Source organism: Gleimia europaea ACS-120-V-Col10b (genome assembly GCF_000411155.1).
GTDB lineage: Bacteria > Actinomycetota > Actinomycetes > Actinomycetales > Actinomycetaceae > Gleimia > Gleimia europaea_B.
In genome coordinates this window covers 46664-64837 of sequence record NZ_KE150266.1, presented here as the reverse complement: position 1 = coordinate 64837, position 18174 = coordinate 46664, and the positions used below count along the sequence as shown (strand labels likewise).

Sequence of the window (18174 nt, the reverse complement as noted above, 5' to 3'; positions counted from 1 at the left end):
GAGGCGACTCAAACATGAAATACATTGAGCAGTTCCCCTTTGAACATGAAGTGATAGAAGAGTGGATCCCTTTATCTGATGGAACAAAACTTTGGATGAAGCGTTGGATGCCACAGACCAATCATCCAGTACCTGCCATTTTGGAATATCTACCATACAGGGCCGGAGACTGGACAGCCCCACGCGATTACGAACGGCACCCTTTCTACGCCGGGCATGGCTATGCTTCGATCCGAGTCGATATTCGAGGCCACGGCAACTCCGAAGGCGTACCGGGAGACGAGTACAGCCCTCAAGAACACGCCGACGGCGTTGAAGTGATCAACTGGATCGCACAACAGGATTGGTGCACAGGCAATGTGGGGATGTTTGGCATTTCCTGGGGCGGCTTCAACTCGCTTCAGTTGGCTGCACTGCACCCAGAACCGTTGAAAGCAATTGTCACCACCTGTTCGACAGACGATCGTTACGACAACGACGTGCACTACCTTGGTGGGTCGATGCTGGGTGTTGACATGCACGCATGGGCTGCCACCATGTTAGCCTTCGAGTCACGCCCCTTAGACAAACGTGTTTGGGGTGAAAAGTGGCGAGAGAAGTGGGAGTATCGACTAAACCGAATGGAGCCATACATCGACACGTGGCTGAGTCACCAAAGAAGAGACTCCTATTGGGAGCACGGCTCCGTATGCGAAGACTACTCCCAAATAAATGCTGCTGTTATGGCTGTAGGTGGCTGGTACGACCCATATCGAGACACTGTATTGCGTCTTTGCGAACACCTTTCAGCGCTTGACAAAAATGTTAAAGGGCTACTCGGGCCTTGGTCTCACCAGTATCCCGATCGTGATCTACGCCCCGGACCGCATATAGATTTTCTAAACGAGACCCTACGCTGGTGGGATCACTGGTTAAAAGAAAAGCCCAATGATGTGGTTAATGAGCCGTTGTTGCGTACTTGGATAACAGATCCGATTCCACCTCGTTCCGTCTACGATGAAATGCCTGGACGCTGGGTTGCTGAAACCAGTTGGCCGTCCCCAAACATCGTGCCAACCACTCTCAACTTCGAAAAAGGCTGTATAAACACGGTAAAAACTAATGCTGGTCATGTTATCGTCGATTCTCCTCATGATACGGGACAAGCTGCAGGACGGTATTTCCCCTTTGGAAATGCAGCTGATCTACCTGTAGACCAGCGAGCTGATGATGGCAGATCGGTAACGGTCGACTTCGAAGTAACTGAATCGTTCGAGATCTTGGGAAATGCGAAGTTAAAAATGCGTGTGAAAACCCCAGCTAGCGGGGGGCAACTATACGCGCGTTTGAACGACGTCTCACCCGCGGGTGAATCAACGCTGGTAACTCGTGGAGCACTTAACCTTAGCTCACGCGAAGGTCGTGACAAGGCAGTTCTAATGCCCACGGATGAATGGGTGGACGTGGAGTTCGCGATGACTGGAATTGGATATCACTTTGCGGCTGGCCACGTCCTGCGCATTGCAATCTCTAACGCTTACTGGCCGTGGATCTGGCCACAACCCGATTCGGGTGTGATCACCCTCGATCTAACCGGTTCTCATATCGAGCTACCTGTCCGGCCGATCCCCGCTACTGGTAGCGAACGCGCGAAGCTTGATGCCGCTATTCATTTCGACGAGGCAGTGCAACCCGTGCCATTGGACGTGAAATATCCGGAAGCTGGACTGGCCGGATCGCGCAGGCCAGAACGGCTTATCTGCACCGATGTAGTTGCAAAAACTACCCTACTGCAAGTGGATCCCGCATATGGCGGTACCCGCATATATCCTGACGGGTTGCACTTTGACGAGGACTCAGTAGAACGATATTGGATACAGTGGGATGACCCCACCACGGCGCGTACAGAGTCGCAGTGGCGGATCAAGCTAGAACGCCCAGAACTTGACTGGCAAGCGCGGGTGGAAGCCGATACCCGTATTACTTGTGACGACGCCAATTTCTATACTGAATCAGACGTCAAATGTTACGACGGCGACGAAAAGATTTTCGCAAAAGTTTGGAAGCGTACCATTCCAAGAGAAGCTTCCTAACCCCCTACTGGATTTTCAGTTGAATAACCACCTTAGGTGGTTATTCAACTGAAAACGTGAACGTGACAACACTGGCACTTCTGGAACCGACCACCGTACTTGCTCTGCATGATGATCAGGAGCAAATACATCATCTTTGCAAGTGATCCCATCCACCAGCCGGATACGGCTCGTCATCAAGCATGACCGTTCCTACTTCCCCGCCGGTCACGTCACCGATAATCCTGAACGGGGGCGGCACGTTTATATCCGACGGGAACGTGGCCAGCAGCGCGTGATCTTCTCCGCGATTGAACAGTCCTATCTTCTCGACCAGTTCACAAGTATTAAGTTGCCCCACGTCCAGGTGTTTTAAAGCAACATCGAGCCACGGCTGGTGTTCATCGACAATATTTTTCAAAAGTGACCTAGACAATCGCATTGAAACTTTCGATGCTTTCGCAATCCGCGACAGGTCAATACCAAGACCATCTGAAACATCGATCATTGCAGTTGCGCCCGCGTTAGCAGCTATAGGTCCCGCCTGGAGCGGAACCTTAGGAACCCGATAGAACGAGAGCGGATAATGATAGAATCCAAGCGCTTCTGCGCCGCGGAGGGCAGGGTTTACCACATGGTTTTGTAGCAACGCCAATCCAACGCCACTAACCCCAATATCGCCCGCGTAAGCGATTACATCACCCGGCTTTGCTTGTGCACGCGTCACGAGGCGGTCACAATAACCAAATGCAGTGACCGCCAATGTGAAATCTCTCCCGCTCGTGATATCGCCTCCGATAACTCCTGCACCAGTTTTCGCTACCTCACTACCGAAGCCCGAAACAACCTCGAGGATCCAATCCTCATCGCTTCCAGGAGGAATAACCATTGCAACTACGAGGCCCGAAGCGCTACCCCCACACGCCGCAATATCAACGAGATTCTGCACAGCAGCCCGCGCCCCAATCTCGCCCGGAGTGAACCAATCGCGCCGGAAATGTTGCCCCTCTACGAGGGCATCCGTTGTAACGAGAAAACTCCCCTCCGGTGCCGCAACCAACGCGCAGTCATCACCTGACCCAAGCATTGTGCGTACGCCTTCGGGGAGTACCTCGCGCATCCGCGCGATCAACTGTGCTTCGCTGCTCATATCCGCATTCTATGGCGCGCCTTTGCCGTGGCAAACAGGCAAATCGCCGCAGCTGCTGACACGTTCAAAGACTCGGCGTGCCCGCCCAGCGGAATCGACACAGAGTGATCAAACACCGCATCATTGAGCTGTGTAAACCCGTGCGCCTCGTTACCAAACACCCAGGCAACGGGTGCGGCCAGATCTAAAGCCTCCATGCCATCTTGGGCGTCAAACAAGTTCACGCTGCTGTGCCCGTCCGCCGCAATCAGCGACATCTTCCGCGCCTTCACCCACTCCGCAACCTCTTCGAAGCCGACGTTCACAATGGAGGGCAAGTGAAAAACTGAGCCGGCCGAGGCGCGCACAACCTTCGGAGACGAAATGTCCACCGTTCCCGAGCAGGCGATCACAGCATCCGCCCCAGCTGCATCAGCGGCGCGAATAATGTTACCCGCATTACCCGGATCCTGCGTTTGCCCCATAATCACAATAAAATCCCAATCAACCTTGGGCAAACCATCGGTACGAAAATCCTTCACCACAGCGGCAACCCCCTGCGCGGAAGGTGAAATAGCCTTCGCAACCTGATCCGTCATCGGATGAACCCAACGAGTTGCTTTTAAAGCGTCACGCAAAAGCTGCGGATCGCGCTTTTCTACCTCTCGCGAAATGTAAACATCCACCAGGTCCTTGCCGCAAAACCGCACGGCCTCGCGAACCGCCTGAGGGCCTTCCACAAGAACTTCACCACTACGCCTACGTGCCGAACGCCCGGCCAATGCTGCAACCTTACGAATGCGATCCGCATTCGGATTGTCCAGCAAAGCCGGGCGTTTAGAACGTGGCTGAAAACCAGCCGACATGCTTAGTTCTTCGGAGCGTTAACGTCTGTTGGAAGAGCAGCCTTAGCGGTCTCAACGAGAGCCGTGAACGCCTTCGGATCCGAAACAGCGAGCTCAGCAAGCATCTTGCGGTCAACCTCTACACCAGCCAGGTTAAGTCCCTGGATGAACCGGTTGTACGTCATACCGTTCTCTCGAGCCGCTGCGTTAATACGCTGGATCCAGAGGCGACGGAAGTCACGCTTGCGGGCGCGACGGTCACGGTAGGAGTACACCATTGAGTGGGTAACTTGCTCCTTCGCCTTACGGTAAAGGCGGGAACGCTGACCGCGGTAACCGGATGCGCGCTCAAGGGTAGTGCGACGCTTTTTGCGCGCATTGACAGACCTTTTAACTCGTGCCATGAAAGTCTCCTGTTAAATCTAAAACCGCGGGCTACATACCCAGTAGGCGGCGAACGTTCTTCTCATCTGATTTTGCAACTACCTGGTCGCGCGAAAGGCGACGGGTGCGGGTAGAAGGCTTGTGCTCCAGGAGGTGACGCTTGCCAGCCCTCTCACGCATAAGCTTTCCGCTTCCCGTAACGCGGAAACGCTTCTTCGCACCGGAGTGCGTCTTCATCTTCGCCATGTTTTTTCCTTTTTCTACTAGTCAAATGCGGGGAGCTCTAGTTGCCAGACTTTGCTGATCTCTCAGCTTGACGATCCCGCTTTGCTTGGCGCTCAGCTTCACGACGGCGGCGCTGCTCACTCTTTGCCTCAGACTTCTTACGAGTTGGAGCAAGAACCATCGTCATGTTGCGACCATCTTGACGCGGCTTAGACTCCACCACGCCAAGTTCAGCAACATCCTCGGCCAAACGCTCGAGCAAACGAATACCCATTTCCGGGCGAGACTGCTCCCGGCCTCGGAACATGATCATGACCTTTACCTTGTCACCACCATTTAGGAACCGCTCAACGTGACCCTTCTTGGTCTCATAATCGTGATCGTCGATCTTCAGGCGGAAACGGATTTCCTTCAAAACCGTGTTCGCCTGGTTTCGACGCGACTCACGTGCTTTCTGTGCAAGTTCATACTTGTACTTGCCAAAATCCATCAGTTTTGCAACCGGTGGACGCGCATTCGGGGCAACCTCAACTAGGTCAAGGCCCGCCTCTTCAGCTAACCGGAGGGCGTCCGCCACACGCACAACGCCGACCTGTTCTCCTTCAGGTCCCACGAGGCGGACCTCTGGGACTCGGATTCGGTCATTAACACGAGGCTCGTTGATAAGTTGCTCCTTCAATAGTTCCCTGGTGACACGAAGAGGGCCTTCGCGCCATCAGCACACGAAGACCCCGAAAGACACGACAAACTGCCGCACTATTTACCCGGTTCCGGTAGCCAAATGGTTTTCCCTCAACGAGGTTGAAACCCAGGTGGGATTACTCCGCTTGCTGTTGGCATTCATATGAACGCCTACTGGTTGAGACTTCCGCTCAACAAACAACTGACAGTTTACCAAATTTGGCGTTGTGATAACGAACTGCGCGTATGGAGTCCGTCACGCCTGCGTCACTAGGGTTGGCACTATTTCCACCAGCTCCGCAGCCGGACGTAGCCGGGGCGCCGCTGCAATCCGCTGTAAATCGCGAGTGAGGTCCTCTTTGGAGGCTCCCTGCACAATACCAACTGCTACCCGTAGCGTTGCGCCGGCGCTGGGCAGAGGCTTTACAAACGCGATACGCGGGGTAACTAAGCGGGCAAGCTCCTCTAGCAGCTCCCTATCCTGCCAGGCCGGAAGCCACCTATCCCCGTGTGCTAACGCTACGGTGGCCGGCCGCGGGATACGGATGCCAGTTTGGCCCTCGTCAATCACAAGGCGCCCGGAAGCCTGAGCAACCGCGAGCATCGCTACCCGGCGCGCCGGCATGGGTATAGGTCTTGCGGCACTATCCCAGCTTTTCATTGTCTCCGCGCTGGTAAATGCGACGACGGCAGGCCCCTGATCCGTGTCCGTGAGCGCGACATCGCCGTCTTCACATGCCGCGCCTTCCACTACGGCGGGCACCAGCAGGCGTTCATTTTCAAGAGCCTCTACCAAGGAAACCAGGCGCTGCGCGGGATCGGGTAGGGCCAAAGCGGTTGCCGTTTGCGGGAGGGTTTGGCCCGCCTCGTTAGCGTTAACCGACTGACTCAGTCTTGCCTGTAGGCTCTCAAATGAGTGCTTAGGCACTGGCAACCTCCAGGGCCTGTTCCAAAGTGAAAGCACCAGAATAGATCGCTTTGCCAACGATCACGCCCTCCACACCCTCATCTTGAAGGGGCATAAGCGCACGAATGTCGTCCAGCTTAGATACGCCACCCGAAGCAATCACCGCCGCATCGGTATGCGCGCAAACCTGCTTGAGTAACTCAATGTTAGGGCCGGTTAGCGTACCGTCCCTGGCAACATCGGTCACGACATAGCGCTGACAGCCGGCTCGGTCTAAAAGTTCGATCATTTCGAACAGGTCACCGCCCTGCTTGGTCCACCCTCGCGTTGCGAGCGTAGTACCACGAACGTCAAGACCCACCGCGATGCGGTCACCAAACTCACCGATCAGGCGCTTAGTCCACTCGGTGTTCTCAATCGCTGCGGTGCCGAGGTTCACGCGCCGCGCTCCAGCCCGAAGCGCCCGATTAAGCGACTCATCGTCGCGAATACCGCCCGAAAGCTCAATGTTGATATCCACGCTCGCAGCGATTCTATGCGCGAGTTCCGCATTGGATCCGCGCCCAAATGCGGCATCTAAATCAACCATGTGGATCCACTGCGCGCCTTTAGCAGCAAAGTCTGCCGCAATCTGCGCCGGATCGCCGTAGAACGTCTCAGTTCCAGCTTCGCCTTGATGTAGGCGCACAGCGCGGCCATCCACAATATCGATAGCAGGTAGAACAATCATTTTGCCCTCTTAAGGTAGTTTCGGAAAACCAAAGCCGCGCCCTTTCGGAACGGGACGCTCCGTGGCATGCACCGCATCGGGGTAATCCTGCGGGCGAGACCTACCGAGCAGGAGGTCTTCAGCGCGAATATCAATCGAGTTGATCAACAGGCCGGCAGGAATGGCTTCCTCCGGCTGGCCGTTCACATAACGTCTGGCATACACCGATCCGGCAACCAGTGAGTCTTCCTCGGCCAGCGTAGACACAACAGCTACCACCCCGAACTTAGAAAGTTTAGAAATCACCTTCGCGAAACGGTCAACTTCTTCTGGCATGGGGCGTTCTTCACCCAGCAGGCTCGCGAACTCCTCTTCCCCATCATCGGGATCCAACTCAAGGTAGAGGACGATTTGGTGATCGATTGGCACGATCCACCTGGCAATCTTATACATGCCGAGCATTCGGGCAACTGCGGAGGCTGGGCGCAGGGGCGCGAAGATGAGGCCGATGCGCTGCGTGCCCTGTTCCAAATGCAAGCTTTCATCAACCGGTTGATCCGGGTCGACCTCTTCCTGCGTTACCTGCTCGTCCTCCGTGCCGCGATCATCCGGTTGCGGGGCTGGTTCATCCGTATCAGATTCTTCCATTCCCGCAATGATGCGTTCGAACTCCTCGTCAATGTTGCCTTCGCTCACAACGCGCCCTTGGTGGACGGAATACCTGAGGTGCGCGGATCCATCTCGACAGCTGCGCGCAACGCCCTCGCCAACGCCTTAAACTGCGCTTCAACGATATGGTGCGGGTCGCGACCACGAATCACGTCCACATGCAGGCAAATGCCCGCGTTGTATGCCAGGGACTCAAAAACATGCCGAGTCATTGCACCCGTGAAGTGGCCGCCAATGAGGTGATAAATCTGCTCGTTTGGTTCCCCCTCATGCACCACATACGGGCGTCCTGCAAGATCGACTACTGCCCGGGCAAGCGCCTCATCGAGCGGCACTGTGGCATCGCCATAACGGCGAATCCCACTCTTATCACCCAGCGCCTGCTTCAGCGCCTGGCCCAAACAAATCGCGGTGTCTTCAACCGTGTGGTGAACGTCTACCTCAATGTCGCCTTGGGCTGCGATCGTCAAATCAATCAGCGAATGCTTCCCGAGCGCAGTCAGCATGTGGTCATAGAAAGGCACGCCCGTACTGATTTGGGTTTTGCCTGTACCATCCAGGTTCAACTCGACTCGAATCGTAGACTCAAACGTTGAGCGCTCCACGACGGCCGTACGCGGATTCGACAGTCTCACAAGACCTCCTCTAATGCCGCTCGGAAACGAGCGTCTTCCTCATCAGTACCTACACTAACCCGAAGATAGCCTTCCGGGCCCACAACGCGAATCAGAACGCCTCTGTCTAAAAGTTGCGCAAATACGCGCTCGCGATCCGCAAATTTACCAAACAGCACAAAGTTAGCGTCCGAATCTGCCACGTCCAGCCCCTTGCTACGCAACCAGATTACGAGGTTGTCGCGGGTGGCGCGCATGTGTGCAACCTGGCTCATCAGCTCTTTCGAATGTGACAAAGCGGCGAGCGCCACCGCCTGCGTGGTGGCAGACAGGTGATACGGCAGACGAACCCTCATGACATGGTCAACGATTTCGCGGGCGGCCGCGAAGTATCCGAGGCGCAGTCCGGCCATGCCGAATGCTTTGGACATGGTGCGGCTGACAACGACGTGGGGGTATTCGTCGAGGAGGGTAAGCGCAGAGGGGGTACCTTCGCGGCGAAACTCCCCGTAAGCCTCATCAATCACCAAAACCGTGTCGGTTGGCGCCCCGCCGATCACGGGCCCACTACCGCGCGTTAGGTCGGCAAGGAGGCGGGCCTCTTCCAGCGTCAGGGCCGTACCCGTCGGATTATTTGGCGAGGCAAGCACCAAGATTGACGGGCGCGTACGCTCAATCTCAGCCTCTACGTGGTTGAAGTCAAGTTTGAAGTCCGCAGCGCGCGTACCGGCTACCCAGTTGGTGCCGGTATCGCGAGCGTACTCGTGGTACATCGAGTAGGTGGGAGCAAAAGACAGTAACGTCCTGCCCTCGCCAGCGTAGGCCTGCAACAGGTGCAACATAACCTCATTGGAACCATTCGCCGCCCAAATGCGTTCTTTTTCGACAGTTACGCCCGCTTCCTCATACAGGTAGTTAGCTAGTGCGGCGCGAAGTTCCATGAAATCACGATCAGGATAGCGATTCATGGTAGGCAGAACCTCAGCCACACCCTCCAGAACCGATTTGATAACGGCCGGCGCGGGCGGGTATGGGTTCTCGTTTACATTTAGGCGCACAGGAACGTCGAGTTGCGGCGCGCCATAGGGCTGTACGCTAGCGAGTTCTTCACGAAGAGGCAAGGTCATGGCGTCTACTCCTTGGCGATGAAACGTTCGATAGCGGCCTCGCCGTGAGCGGGCAAGTCTTCACTATTTGCCAGCGCTACCAGCGGATCGGTAAGGCTCAAAAGCGCTTGCTCACTGTACTCGATCTGCTGAACAGACTTCAAGAAAGCGTGCACGTTCAAGCCTGATGCGAACCGCGCCGTTCCACCGGTGGGCAGCACGTGGTTAGAACCGGCAATGTAATCGCCGAGGGGAACCGGCGAGTATGAGCCCACAAAGATAGCTCCCGCATTACGGATCTGCTTGGAATCATCATGAGCGTTTTCCGTTTGGATCTCCAAATGCTCCGCCCCAAACGCGTTTGCCACAAAAATCGAGTGAGCAAGATCTTTGGTGAGCACAATCGCTGACTGGGGCCCGCCCAGAGCCATCTCAATGCGCTGAGCATGCTTCGTCTGCGCAACCATGCATTCAAGCTCTGCCTGCACCGCCCGGGCGTGAGCCACAGAATCCGTGATCAGAACCGAGGCTGCCGCCGGATCATGCTCGGCCTGCGAAATCAGGTCTCGCGCCACGAAGCGCGGATTCGCCGCCTCGTCGGCAATAATAGCTATCTCTGTAGTGCCCGCCTCCGCGTCAATACCAACCACCGACTTCACGGCTCGCTTCGCCGCCGCAACAAAAATATTGCCCGGCCCCGTGACCACGTCAACAGGCTCCAACACACTACCATCGGCCTCGTCGGTGAACCCATATGCGAACGCGGCGATCGCCTGCGCGCCTCCCATGGCATAGACCTCATCAATACCCAAAAGTTCACACGCTGCCAAAATAGTGGGATGAGGCAGGCCGCCGAACTCTTTTTGCGCCGGGCTTGCAATCGCAATCGAATCCACGCCCGCAACTTTTGCGGCAACCACGTTCATAACTACCGAGGAGGGGTAAACAGCCAAACCACCCGGAACGTAGAGGCCGACTCGCTGCACCGGGATCCACCGCTGGCGCACAAACCCGCCGGGCACTACCTCAACCAGGCGTTCCATGGGTAGCTGCGCCTCGTGCCCAATCTGATTGTTGCGGATCGAGATTTCCAAACCCGCGCGCACCTTCGGATCAAGCCCGGCCAAAGCATCTTGCAAAGCAGACCTCGGCACGCGAATGTGAGCGGGATCCACCCCATCAAACTTCGCGGTCCACCTGCGAACAGCCTGTCCCCCGTGAGCGCGCACGTCCTCAATAATCGGCATAACTTTTTCTAAAGCGCCGTCGATATCAAGAGAAGCGCGCGGAAGTTTGGCAGAAAGCTCACCTGCGCTAAGCGAAAGGGCACGCAGGTCAAGTATGTTCATCATGCCTTCTACTTTAGGGTTTTTACGCCGTACATGCGCCGGCGGACAAAAACGTGAAACACATTTGCGCGCCTCACCTGGCATAATGAGCGCATGAGGATAAGGCCGCGTCACGCACACGACACCCCCGAAATCAACTACTGGTGGGTAGCTGTCTTTGCCGTAACGTTTACCGCACTGTGCTGGATTTTGTACACGCCCGCCACCGCCAACACAAGCGGCCTGCTAACAAACCTACTCAGCCACATCGATGAACTAATTCCAGCCCTCAACATCAGTGAAACAAGCGGCGCAGACAAAATCCTCCATTCCAGTGCCTTCGCCACAGTGACGGCTGCCGCCCTGCTAACCGGATGGCGCCAAAACATCGTCATTGGGCTCTCCGCCATGCACGCCGGCTTGTCAGAACTGATCCAGGCCTACTTCATCCCAGGACGAACCGGAGACATCCTCGACATCGCGGCTGACGTGGCCGGTATCCTCATCGCGTGGCTGATAGTGGCGCTACTAGTTAAGAAAGAGAAAACCAATGAGTGAGCGCGAAATCCGAGTTCGCGGCGAAATCCGCCTGGGCCAACTGCTTAAGCTCGCAGGATTAGTAGAAAACGGCGGAGAGGCACGCGTGGCCATCCAGGAAGGCTACGTCAGTGTGGACGGCGAAATAAACACGCGCCGTGGCGCTCGCCTCAAAAATGGACAAGTGGTATCCATAGACTACGGCGGTGAAATCGAATCCGTGATCGTTTGCGCCGAAGGCGAATAACCCAACGATTTTGTGGTCGCACCAAGCAATGAGCCACCACTTTTTGGATCAGCGCAGCACGCCAGCTCCAAGTGCCGCCTTCAAATCCGCAAAGAAAGACGTATTCGAATCTACGTTATACGACGAATCAAACTGCACCAATGCGGGCTGCTCCCCCGGCCTTAAAATCCGCAGCTGAACCGGACAAGGCCCCGGATAACCGGAAATAATGTTCTTCAAATCGGTTAGCACCGGTTCCGTACACCTGTGAGCTGGAAGCTCTAAGACGACGGGCGCATTACCATTCTCACCCAATTCCAACACGGTCATAGACACGCCGTTAATCGTGCGCTCACGGTCGCGTTCCTTCACTCTACCTTCCACCTGCACCACAAGGTCGGTGGCAAGGATATGCGAGATCGACTCGTAAGAGCGGGGGAAGAACAGCACGTCGATAGAACCAGACAGATCCTCAACCGTGACTATCGCCCATAGCTCACCCTTGCGAGTGGTTTTTACATCGACCTTTGTGACGAGGCCGGCGACCTTCACAGTTTGGTTATCCATACTGCCCTCACCGTGGACGATACCGCCAATCGTCATGTCCTGGTAGCGAGCTAGTGCACGGTGAATGCCTGAGAGTGGGTGATCCGAAACGTACAGGCCGAGCATGTCGCGCTCATACTGAAGCTTCTCACGTTTTGACCACTGCGGGATGTCAGGGATCTCCACCCGGAGCACCGACGCGCTTTCTTCTCCCATAGCCCCAAATAGGTCGAACTGACCGATCGACTCGTTACGTTTCAACTTAACGGCCGAATCCACGGCCTCCTCGTGCACCGCCACTACCGCCCTGCGGTTGTCTTCGAGCGTGTCGAACGCCCCTGCCTTGATGAGGGACTCGATTGTGCGCTTGTTACAAACCCGCACGGGCACCTTATCTAGGAAGTCCGCAAAAGAAGTGTATGCCCCCTTCTCGTCTCGCGCTTCCTCAATACCGTCCACAACGTTTGCACCCACGTTGCGGATTGCGGCCAGGCCGAAACGAATATCGCTGCCAGCCGGCGTGAAGTTTGCTGCCGACTCGTTCACGTCCGGCGGCAAAACCGTGATGCCCATGCGGCGACACTCGGAAAGGTACAGCGCGAGTTTATCCTTCTTATCGCGATTAGAAGTGAGGAGGGCGGCCATGTACTCGGTGGGATAGTTCGCCTTGAGCCAAGCTGTCCAGTAGGACACTAGGCCGTATGCTGCCGAGTGCGACTTGTTGAACGCGTAGTTCGAGAAAGGAACGAGGATGTCCCACAGGGTCTTCACCGCGTCCTCGGAATACCCTCGTTCAATCATGCCTTGGTGGAATGGGCCGTACTCCTTGTCGAGGATCTCCTTTTTCTTCTTGCCCATCGCGCGGCGCAACAAGTCTGCTTGCCCCAGCGAGTACCCGGCTACACGCTGGGCGATAGCCATAACCTGCTCTTGGTACACGATAAGGCCGTAGGTGGTGCCCAAAATATCTTCGAGCGGTTCGGCTAGCTCGGGGTGGATAGGCACGATCTGCGCGCGCCCATTCTTACGGTCCGCGTACTTGTTGTGCGAGTCTGCACCCATCGGGCCGGGGCGGTACAGCGCGCCCACAGCTGAAATATCTTCGAAGTTGTCCGGATGCATGCGCTTCAACAGCTTTTGCATGCCGTCACCATCAAGCTGGAACACGCCGAGGGTGTCACCGCGTGAAAGTAGCTTGTAGGTATTTTCATCGTCGAGACCAATTTGGTTTAGGTCGGGGCGTTCCTTGCCGTTCTTTGCGATATTGTCGAGCGCATCCGAGATCACCGTAAGGTTGGTGAGCCCCAGGAAGTCCATTTTTAGTAGGCCCAACGTTTCACAGGTGGGGTAATCAAACTGGGTGATGATCGCTCCGTCCTGCGGACGCTTCATGAGCGGAATAATCTGCTCGAGCGGCTCCGAAGACATGATCACCGCGCAGGCGTGCACACCCCACTGACGGGTTAGGCCTTCAATACCTTTAGCAAGCTGAACCACCTCGTGCGTTTCCGCGTTCTCCTGGTGGAATCGGCGAAACTCCGCGGCTTCTTCATACCGAGGATCTTCCGGATTAAAAATGCCGCTTACCGAGATGTCCTTACCCATCACCGACGGAGGTAGGGCCTTGGTCAGCTGATCTCCCAAGTTAAACGGCTTATCCAAAATGCGCGCCGAGTCTTTCAACGCCTGCTTGGTTTTAATCTTGCCGTAGGTAATCACCTGCGCCACGCGATCCGAACCATACTTTTCGGTCACGTAGTCGATTACCTCACCACGTCTGCGCTCATCGAAATCGACGTCAAAGTCCGGCATCGACACGCGTTCAGGATTCAAGAACCGTTCGAACAGGAGGCCGTGGTTAAGCGGGTTGAGGTCGGTGATCTGCATCGCGTACGCTACCATCGAACCCGCACCGGAACCACGGCCGGGCCCGACCCTAATGCCTTGCTCCTTCGCCCAGCGGATGAAGTCAGAAACAACGAGGAAGTAGCCAGGGAAGCCCATCTGGGTGATAACCCCAACCTCGTACTCGGCCTGCTTGCGAACGTCGTCAGGAACGCCGCCCGGGAACCGGTAGTTCAGACCTCGCTCAACTTCCTTTACAAACCAAGAGGTTTCATCTTCTCCGGCAGGAACCGGGAAACGCGGCATGTAGTTGGCGCCCTCACCAACCGTGGTGAAGTGAACCTCGCAACGCTCTGCGATCTCCAGGGTGGCATCACACGCATCGAGTGCATCTTGCCAATCTCGGCGCATCGATTCGGATGAGCGAATGTAGTAGCCCGAGCCGTCAAAACGGAATCGATCCGGATCTGCCAGCTTCGAACCGGAGTTGATGCAAAGGAGCGCGTCTTGAATATCCCGATCTTCAGCGGTCACGTAGTGCGCGTCATTGGTGACAATCTTCGGTGCCTTGAGGTGGTCAGCCAGACGGAACAGATCTGTGCGTACGCGGCGTTCGATCTCAATGCCGTGATCCATCAGCTCAATGTAAAAGTTATCTTTACCGAAGATGTCTTGTAGCCGACCAGCCGCCGAAACCGCTTCATCCCACTGGCCCAGCCGGAGCCGGACCTGCACCTCGGATGAAGGACAGCCCGAGAACGCGATCAGGCCCGAGTGGTGGCGTTCCAACAGTTCCATATCGGCGCGTGGCCACTTACCCATCTGCCCATCAAGCGAGGCGCCCGATCCCAAGCGGAAAAGATTGTGCATCCCCTCCGTAGTTTCAGAAATAAGGGTGAGGTGCGTGTACGCACCCCGAGCGGAAACGTCATCGTCCTTTTGTGACTCATCGCCCCAACGCACGCGCGTTTGATCAAAACGTGAAGTACCCGGCGTCATGTAAGCCTCGAGACCAATAATCGGCTTCACGTCGTGCTTCTTCGCCGCCGCATAAAACTCGTAGGCTCCAAACAGGTAGCCGTGATCCGTGATTGCGATTGCGGGCTGGCCAAGCCGCGCAGCCTCCTTAACCATGGGAACAATTTTGGATGCCCCATCGAGCATCGAATACTCGGTGTGATTATGAAGGTGAGCAAACTGTGGAACGGACATAGGGTCAGTCTATGCCAGCGATCATCCCGAAGAAACTTCAGGCTGGGTTGCGAAGCTGTTCTAAAACACGTTCCAGATCCGGCGGGTACGGGGCGCTAACGCTCATTCTTACCGCCGTGCGCGGGTGTGTGAGCTTGAGTTCCATCGCGTGAAGCCACTGACGCTCCAACCCCAACTGCTGCGCCTTACGCTCATCCGCACCGTAGAATGTGTCTCCGATCAAGGGAGCGTTAATGGACGAAAAATGGACGCGAATCTGGTGGGTGCGCCCTGTCTCCAACTCTACCTGCACGAGCGTGGCGCCGGGCAAATACTCCAACACCTCGAAATGGGTGATAGCCTGCCGGCCCGTAGCAACAATGCCCATGCGCCATTCCTTTGACGGGTGCCGCGCAATCGGAGCGTCGATTGTTCCTTTGGCGGGCTCCAAATGCCCACTTACCAAAGCGTGGTAGATCTTATCTACTGAACGGTCCTTAAATGCGTGCTTCAATTTGGTGTAAGCAAGCTCAGACTTAGCTACCACCATGGCGCCCGAGGTACCCACATCCAAGCGGTGCACAATGCCCTGGCGTTCCGGCGGACCCGACGTGGAGATGCGATAGCCTGCTGCCTCCAAGTTGCCAATCACCGTTGGCCCGTCCCAACCCGGGCCCGTGTGTGCCGCAACCCCCACCGGTTTGTTGACGACAACAATGTCCTCATCATCGTAAAGAATGTCCATGCCAACCACCGGTGCGGAGGCCTTTTCACGCGCCTGCATGTTTACCGAAATCATTTGGTCAGATTCCAGCCGCTGTCCTTTTTTGGCGCCAACCGAATCAACTTCGATCTGTCCAGCTTCAATCATTTTGCCCACAGCGGAGCGCGATAAGCCCAGCATTCGCGACAGGGCCACGTCTATTCGCTCCCCAACGAGGCCGTCGGGAACCGGCAAGAAGCGCGTGTTATTCACTGCTGTTCACCGTTCAAATCTCGCGTGAAAGGAACTTCCAAAACTGCCAGCAAGAACATTACGGCTGCCGCAACCACGATGTAAATATCCGCAACATTACCCACAAACCAACCGTTCCAATTCAGAAAATCCACCACGTGGCCCATGCCAAACGAAGGAGGTTGAATCAGACGGTCAATTAAATTACCAATCGCCCCGCCAAATAGGAGCGCCAAAAACACTAGCCACAGTTTGGAAGAAACCTTGCGGACACTAAACAGGATCACGATAACTATGACTAGCGCTAAGACCGTGAAAACCCAAGTGGCATTGTCCAACAACGAAAATGCGGCGCCGGGATTATGAACCAGCTGAAAACTGATGAACGAGCCAATAAACGGATCAATTTGGTTGGTGGACAGGTTATTCAAAGCCCAGACCTTACTCAGCTGATCCGAAATCACCGCAAAAATGGCGACCACGTAAAAGATGATTCGGGTCTTAAAACCTTGCTTCCCCTGTTGCATGTGATAACCCCTGGATAACAAGACAAAGCGGGGGCGATACACATCGCCTCCGCTTTGTCGGAAAGTTAAAGACTAGTTGGCAACTTCCGAGAGGAAGCTCTGCAACTGTTCGCGCAGACGAGTGCGGTACTCAGCTTCAAAGCTCTTCAGCTCGTTAATCTTACCCTCTAGCAGACCGCGATCAACGTCAAGCTGGTTGAGGATCGAATCGCGCTTGCCTTCTGCCTCTGCCACGATCTTGTTGCCCTCTTCACGAGCCTCAGCGATGATGCGTTCGCCTTCCTGGCGGCCGTCGCGCACGTACTCGTCGTGAACGCGCTGGGCCAAAGCAAGCATCGAAGTTGCATCTTCCGGCGCGGAATCCGGGGCCGGGGTTGCTGCCACAGCAGGTGCCGGTTCTGGTTCGGGTTCCGGCTCAGGTTCGGGCTCCGGCTCGGCTTCCGCAACCGGTTCAGGAGCAACCGGTGCGGAGGCGGCGCTAGCCTCCGACCCCTCAAGCTCTCCAACGCGAAGCTGCGCTGCTTCAAGCTTTTGCTTTAGCTCCGTGTTCTCAACCTGGAGGGCGTAGATGGTTTCAACTACTTCGTCGAGAAACTCATCAACCTCAACCTGGTCGTATCCCTCACGGAACTTTACCGACTGGAAAGTCTTATTCAAGACATCCTCTGTCGAAAGCAGTGCCATTTCTTCACCTCTATATCTAAACGGTATTTGCAAAGCGCCCGCTTCAGACAAACGATTTGGTCCCCAGCGCACGCAGGCAAACTTTTTCTATCTCATAGACTACAGAATTTCATTGTAAGTGTGCACCTACATGAGCAATCTCGCAATTTCTCCCAAAACTACTACACCTGCGAACAGGACAACGAAGCCCACGTCAAGTGAAATCTCTCCCAGCCGCAACGGAGGAATATAGCGGCGCAGGAAACGCAACGGCGGATCTGTAAGAGCGTAGATAACATTTAGGAGCACGAGAAGCACGCCGCGGGGTTGCCACTGGGGGCTGAAGAACTGAACCCAGTCAAAAACCAGCCTGATCAGTAGCACCAGCGTGTAAATCGAGACTAATAGCGATATTGCCTGCCCGATATACCAAGACAAGTGTTAAAACCTACCTTTAAAAACCCAGGCCAGACTTGTTCGCAAAAAGCGGTTCGTTTGCGAACGCATTCTTTTGCTGACCTTCCTCGACCTTCACAGATTCTGGGGTAAGGAGCAAAACTCCCTCCACAACCTGCTCCATTGAGCCATTCAGAGCAAAAGCAAGACCGGCTGCAAAATCAACGATTCGGCGGGCCTCGGCCTCATTCATCTTTGAAAGATTAATGATGACCGGAACGCCATCACGCATCGCGTTACCAATAACTTCAGCATCCGCGTAGGACGTGAGAGTCACGGACACGATGCGACTGATATCCAGGCTCGTACTCTTTGAAGGAACGATTTCAGGACGAGGAAGCTGGGCAATTGGCTCCGGCTCAGAAAAGTTGGGACGGGAGAACTCGGGTTCGTCAAAAACTTGCTCATCGTCCTCGTCATACCCACGCCATCCAAAGCGTTCCATCGCACGGTTCAGCGCATCGCCCATGTCATTCCTCCCAAGGCAACAAAAGTTAGAGCCACTATTAACGTAATCGAGTTAGAGCAAAATATATGTTTTTAAGGCGGCGTGTCACGTCCCCACGAGCTTTTGGGCCAA

General features: G+C 55.5%; 20 protein-coding genes. 3 read left to right on the top strand and 17 right to left on the bottom strand.

Annotation, left to right across the window (positions count from 1 at the left end):
- The first annotated feature begins 14 nt into the window (after positions 1 to 14).
- Positions 15 to 2072, top strand: coding sequence for a CocE/NonD family hydrolase (locus HMPREF9238_RS00315; RefSeq protein WP_016443438.1), 2058 nt, complete (start codon positions 15 to 17; stop codon positions 2070 to 2072).
- Positions 2073 to 2202: 130 nt separating this feature from the next.
- Here HMPREF9238_RS00315 and thiL read toward each other — a convergent pair whose 3' ends face one another.
- The 11 genes from thiL to hisD form a co-directional block, all read right to left on the bottom strand.
- The gene (gene thiL / locus HMPREF9238_RS00310) at positions 2203 to 3201 is read right to left on the bottom strand and encodes a thiamine-phosphate kinase (protein WP_016443437.1); all 999 of its coding nucleotides are present in this window, start codon (positions 3199 to 3201) and stop codon (positions 2203 to 2205) included.
- A complete protein-coding gene (locus tag HMPREF9238_RS00305; RefSeq protein WP_016443436.1) occupies positions 3198 to 4046 on the bottom strand; it encodes a TrmH family RNA methyltransferase in 849 nt (282 codons plus the stop codon). The genes thiL and HMPREF9238_RS00305 overlap by 4 nt, the downstream gene beginning before the upstream one ends.
- A gap of 2 nt (positions 4047 to 4048) precedes the next feature.
- Positions 4049 to 4429 (bottom strand): 50S ribosomal protein L20, encoded by a 381-nt coding sequence (gene rplT / locus HMPREF9238_RS00300; RefSeq protein WP_016443435.1) that lies wholly within the window; start codon positions 4427 to 4429, stop codon positions 4049 to 4051.
- A 31-nt stretch (positions 4430 to 4460) separates the two neighbouring features.
- Positions 4461 to 4655, bottom strand: coding sequence for a 50S ribosomal protein L35 (rpmI, locus tag HMPREF9238_RS00295; protein ID WP_016443434.1), 195 nt, complete (start codon positions 4653 to 4655; stop codon positions 4461 to 4463).
- Positions 4656 to 4692: 37 nt separating this feature from the next.
- Positions 4693 to 5313: a translation initiation factor IF-3 gene (gene infC, locus HMPREF9238_RS00290; RefSeq protein ID WP_040316407.1), complete on the bottom strand. Its 621-nt coding sequence runs from the start codon at positions 5311 to 5313 to the stop codon at positions 4693 to 4695.
- A gap of 258 nt (positions 5314 to 5571) precedes the next feature.
- Positions 5572 to 6243: an SseB family protein gene (locus tag HMPREF9238_RS00285; RefSeq protein WP_016443432.1), complete on the bottom strand. Its 672-nt coding sequence runs from the start codon at positions 6241 to 6243 to the stop codon at positions 5572 to 5574.
- Positions 6236 to 6952 carry a bifunctional 1-(5-phosphoribosyl)-5-((5-phosphoribosylamino)methylideneamino)imidazole-4-carboxamide isomerase/phosphoribosylanthranilate isomerase PriA gene (gene priA / locus HMPREF9238_RS00280; RefSeq protein ID WP_016443431.1) on the bottom strand — a complete coding sequence of 239 codons (717 nt, stop codon included), beginning with the start codon at positions 6950 to 6952 and terminating at the stop codon, positions 6236 to 6238. Before priA ends, HMPREF9238_RS00285 begins: the two co-directional genes overlap by 8 nt.
- Before the next feature lie 9 nt (positions 6953 to 6961).
- On the bottom strand, positions 6962 to 7627 hold the full coding sequence (locus HMPREF9238_RS00275; RefSeq protein ID WP_016443430.1) for a hypothetical protein: 666 nt from the start codon (positions 7625 to 7627) through the stop codon (positions 6962 to 6964).
- A complete protein-coding gene (hisB, locus tag HMPREF9238_RS00270) occupies positions 7624 to 8235 on the bottom strand; it encodes an imidazoleglycerol-phosphate dehydratase HisB (protein ID WP_016443429.1) in 612 nt (203 codons plus the stop codon). The genes HMPREF9238_RS00275 and hisB overlap by 4 nt, the downstream gene beginning before the upstream one ends.
- Positions 8232 to 9341, bottom strand: a complete 1110-nt coding sequence (locus HMPREF9238_RS00265) for a histidinol-phosphate transaminase (protein WP_016443428.1) — start codon at positions 9339 to 9341, stop codon at positions 8232 to 8234. The genes hisB and HMPREF9238_RS00265 overlap by 4 nt, the downstream gene beginning before the upstream one ends.
- A 5-nt stretch (positions 9342 to 9346) precedes the next feature.
- Complete coding sequence (gene hisD, locus HMPREF9238_RS00260) at positions 9347 to 10672, bottom strand: histidinol dehydrogenase (RefSeq protein ID WP_040316406.1); 1326 nt, start codon at positions 10670 to 10672, stop codon at positions 9347 to 9349.
- 90 nt (positions 10673 to 10762) lie between these two features.
- Here hisD and HMPREF9238_RS00255 point away from each other — a divergent pair, with 90 nt between their 5' ends.
- Together HMPREF9238_RS00255 and HMPREF9238_RS00250 are read left to right on the top strand one after the other, a co-directional pair.
- Positions 10763 to 11206: a VanZ family protein gene (locus tag HMPREF9238_RS00255; RefSeq protein WP_016443426.1), complete on the top strand. Its 444-nt coding sequence runs from the start codon at positions 10763 to 10765 to the stop codon at positions 11204 to 11206.
- On the top strand, positions 11199 to 11432 hold the full coding sequence (locus HMPREF9238_RS00250) for an RNA-binding S4 domain-containing protein (RefSeq protein WP_016443425.1): 234 nt from the start codon (positions 11199 to 11201) through the stop codon (positions 11430 to 11432). Before HMPREF9238_RS00255 ends, HMPREF9238_RS00250 begins: the two co-directional genes overlap by 8 nt.
- Before the next feature lie 48 nt (positions 11433 to 11480).
- On the opposite strand, the gene dnaE is transcribed toward HMPREF9238_RS00250, so the two are convergent.
- The 6 genes from dnaE to HMPREF9238_RS00220 all read right to left on the bottom strand — a co-directional run bounded on the left by dnaE (position 11481) and on the right by HMPREF9238_RS00220 (position 18063).
- Positions 11481 to 15014: a DNA polymerase III subunit alpha gene (gene dnaE, locus HMPREF9238_RS00245; RefSeq protein ID WP_040316405.1), complete on the bottom strand. Its 3534-nt coding sequence runs from the start codon at positions 15012 to 15014 to the stop codon at positions 11481 to 11483.
- A 37-nt stretch (positions 15015 to 15051) separates the two neighbouring features.
- Positions 15052 to 15969 (bottom strand): RluA family pseudouridine synthase, encoded by a 918-nt coding sequence (locus HMPREF9238_RS00240; RefSeq protein WP_016443423.1) that lies wholly within the window; start codon positions 15967 to 15969, stop codon positions 15052 to 15054.
- Positions 15966 to 16475 carry a signal peptidase II gene (lspA, locus tag HMPREF9238_RS00235; protein WP_051109739.1) on the bottom strand — a complete coding sequence of 170 codons (510 nt, stop codon included), beginning with the start codon at positions 16473 to 16475 and terminating at the stop codon, positions 15966 to 15968. Before lspA ends, HMPREF9238_RS00240 begins: the two co-directional genes overlap by 4 nt.
- A 72-nt stretch (positions 16476 to 16547) precedes the next feature.
- Complete coding sequence (locus HMPREF9238_RS00230; protein WP_016443421.1) at positions 16548 to 17159, bottom strand: DivIVA domain-containing protein; 612 nt, start codon at positions 17157 to 17159, stop codon at positions 16548 to 16550.
- A gap of 126 nt (positions 17160 to 17285) precedes the next feature.
- Positions 17286 to 17576: a YggT family protein gene (locus HMPREF9238_RS00225; RefSeq protein WP_016443420.1), complete on the bottom strand. Its 291-nt coding sequence runs from the start codon at positions 17574 to 17576 to the stop codon at positions 17286 to 17288.
- A gap of 16 nt (positions 17577 to 17592) precedes the next feature.
- Entirely contained in the window at positions 17593 to 18063 is a 471-nt protein-coding gene (locus tag HMPREF9238_RS00220) for a cell division protein SepF (protein WP_016443419.1), read from the bottom strand.
- Positions 18064 to 18174 lie beyond the last annotated feature (111 nt).

Bases quoted from the DNA above. Each gene is read 5' to 3' on its own strand.
- rplT (WP_016443435.1), bottom strand. From the start codon at position 4,429: ATGGCACGAGTTAAAAGGTCTGTCAATGCGCGCAAAAAGCGTCGCACT.
- HMPREF9238_RS00230 (WP_016443421.1), bottom strand. From the start codon at position 17,159: ATGGCACTGCTTTCGACAGAGGATGTCTTGAATAAGACTTTCCAGTCG.
- HMPREF9238_RS00250 (WP_016443425.1), top strand. From the start codon at position 11,199: ATGAGTGAGCGCGAAATCCGAGTTCGCGGCGAAATCCGCCTGGGCCAA.
- HMPREF9238_RS00315 (WP_016443438.1), top strand. From the start codon at position 15: ATGAAATACATTGAGCAGTTCCCCTTTGAACATGAAGTGATAGAAGAG.
- thiL (WP_016443437.1), bottom strand. From the start codon at position 3,201: ATGAGCAGCGAAGCACAGTTGATCGCGCGGATGCGCGAGGTACTCCCC.
- HMPREF9238_RS00265 (WP_016443428.1), bottom strand. From the start codon at position 9,341: ATGACCTTGCCTCTTCGTGAAGAACTCGCTAGCGTACAGCCCTATGGC.
- hisD (WP_040316406.1), bottom strand. From the start codon at position 10,672: ATGATGAACATACTTGACCTGCGTGCCCTTTCGCTTAGCGCAGGTGAG.
- dnaE (WP_040316405.1), bottom strand. From the start codon at position 15,014: ATGTCCGTTCCACAGTTTGCTCACCTTCATAATCACACCGAGTATTCG.
- HMPREF9238_RS00305 (WP_016443436.1), bottom strand. From the start codon at position 4,046: ATGTCGGCTGGTTTTCAGCCACGTTCTAAACGCCCGGCTTTGCTGGAC.
- priA (WP_016443431.1), bottom strand. From the start codon at position 6,952: ATGATTGTTCTACCTGCTATCGATATTGTGGATGGCCGCGCTGTGCGC.
- HMPREF9238_RS00255 (WP_016443426.1), top strand. From the start codon at position 10,763: ATGAGGATAAGGCCGCGTCACGCACACGACACCCCCGAAATCAACTAC.
- rpmI (WP_016443434.1), bottom strand. From the start codon at position 4,655: ATGGCGAAGATGAAGACGCACTCCGGTGCGAAGAAGCGTTTCCGCGTT.
- lspA (WP_051109739.1), bottom strand. From the start codon at position 16,475: ATGCAACAGGGGAAGCAAGGTTTTAAGACCCGAATCATCTTTTACGTG.
- HMPREF9238_RS00220 (WP_016443419.1), bottom strand. From the start codon at position 18,063: ATGGGCGATGCGCTGAACCGTGCGATGGAACGCTTTGGATGGCGTGGG.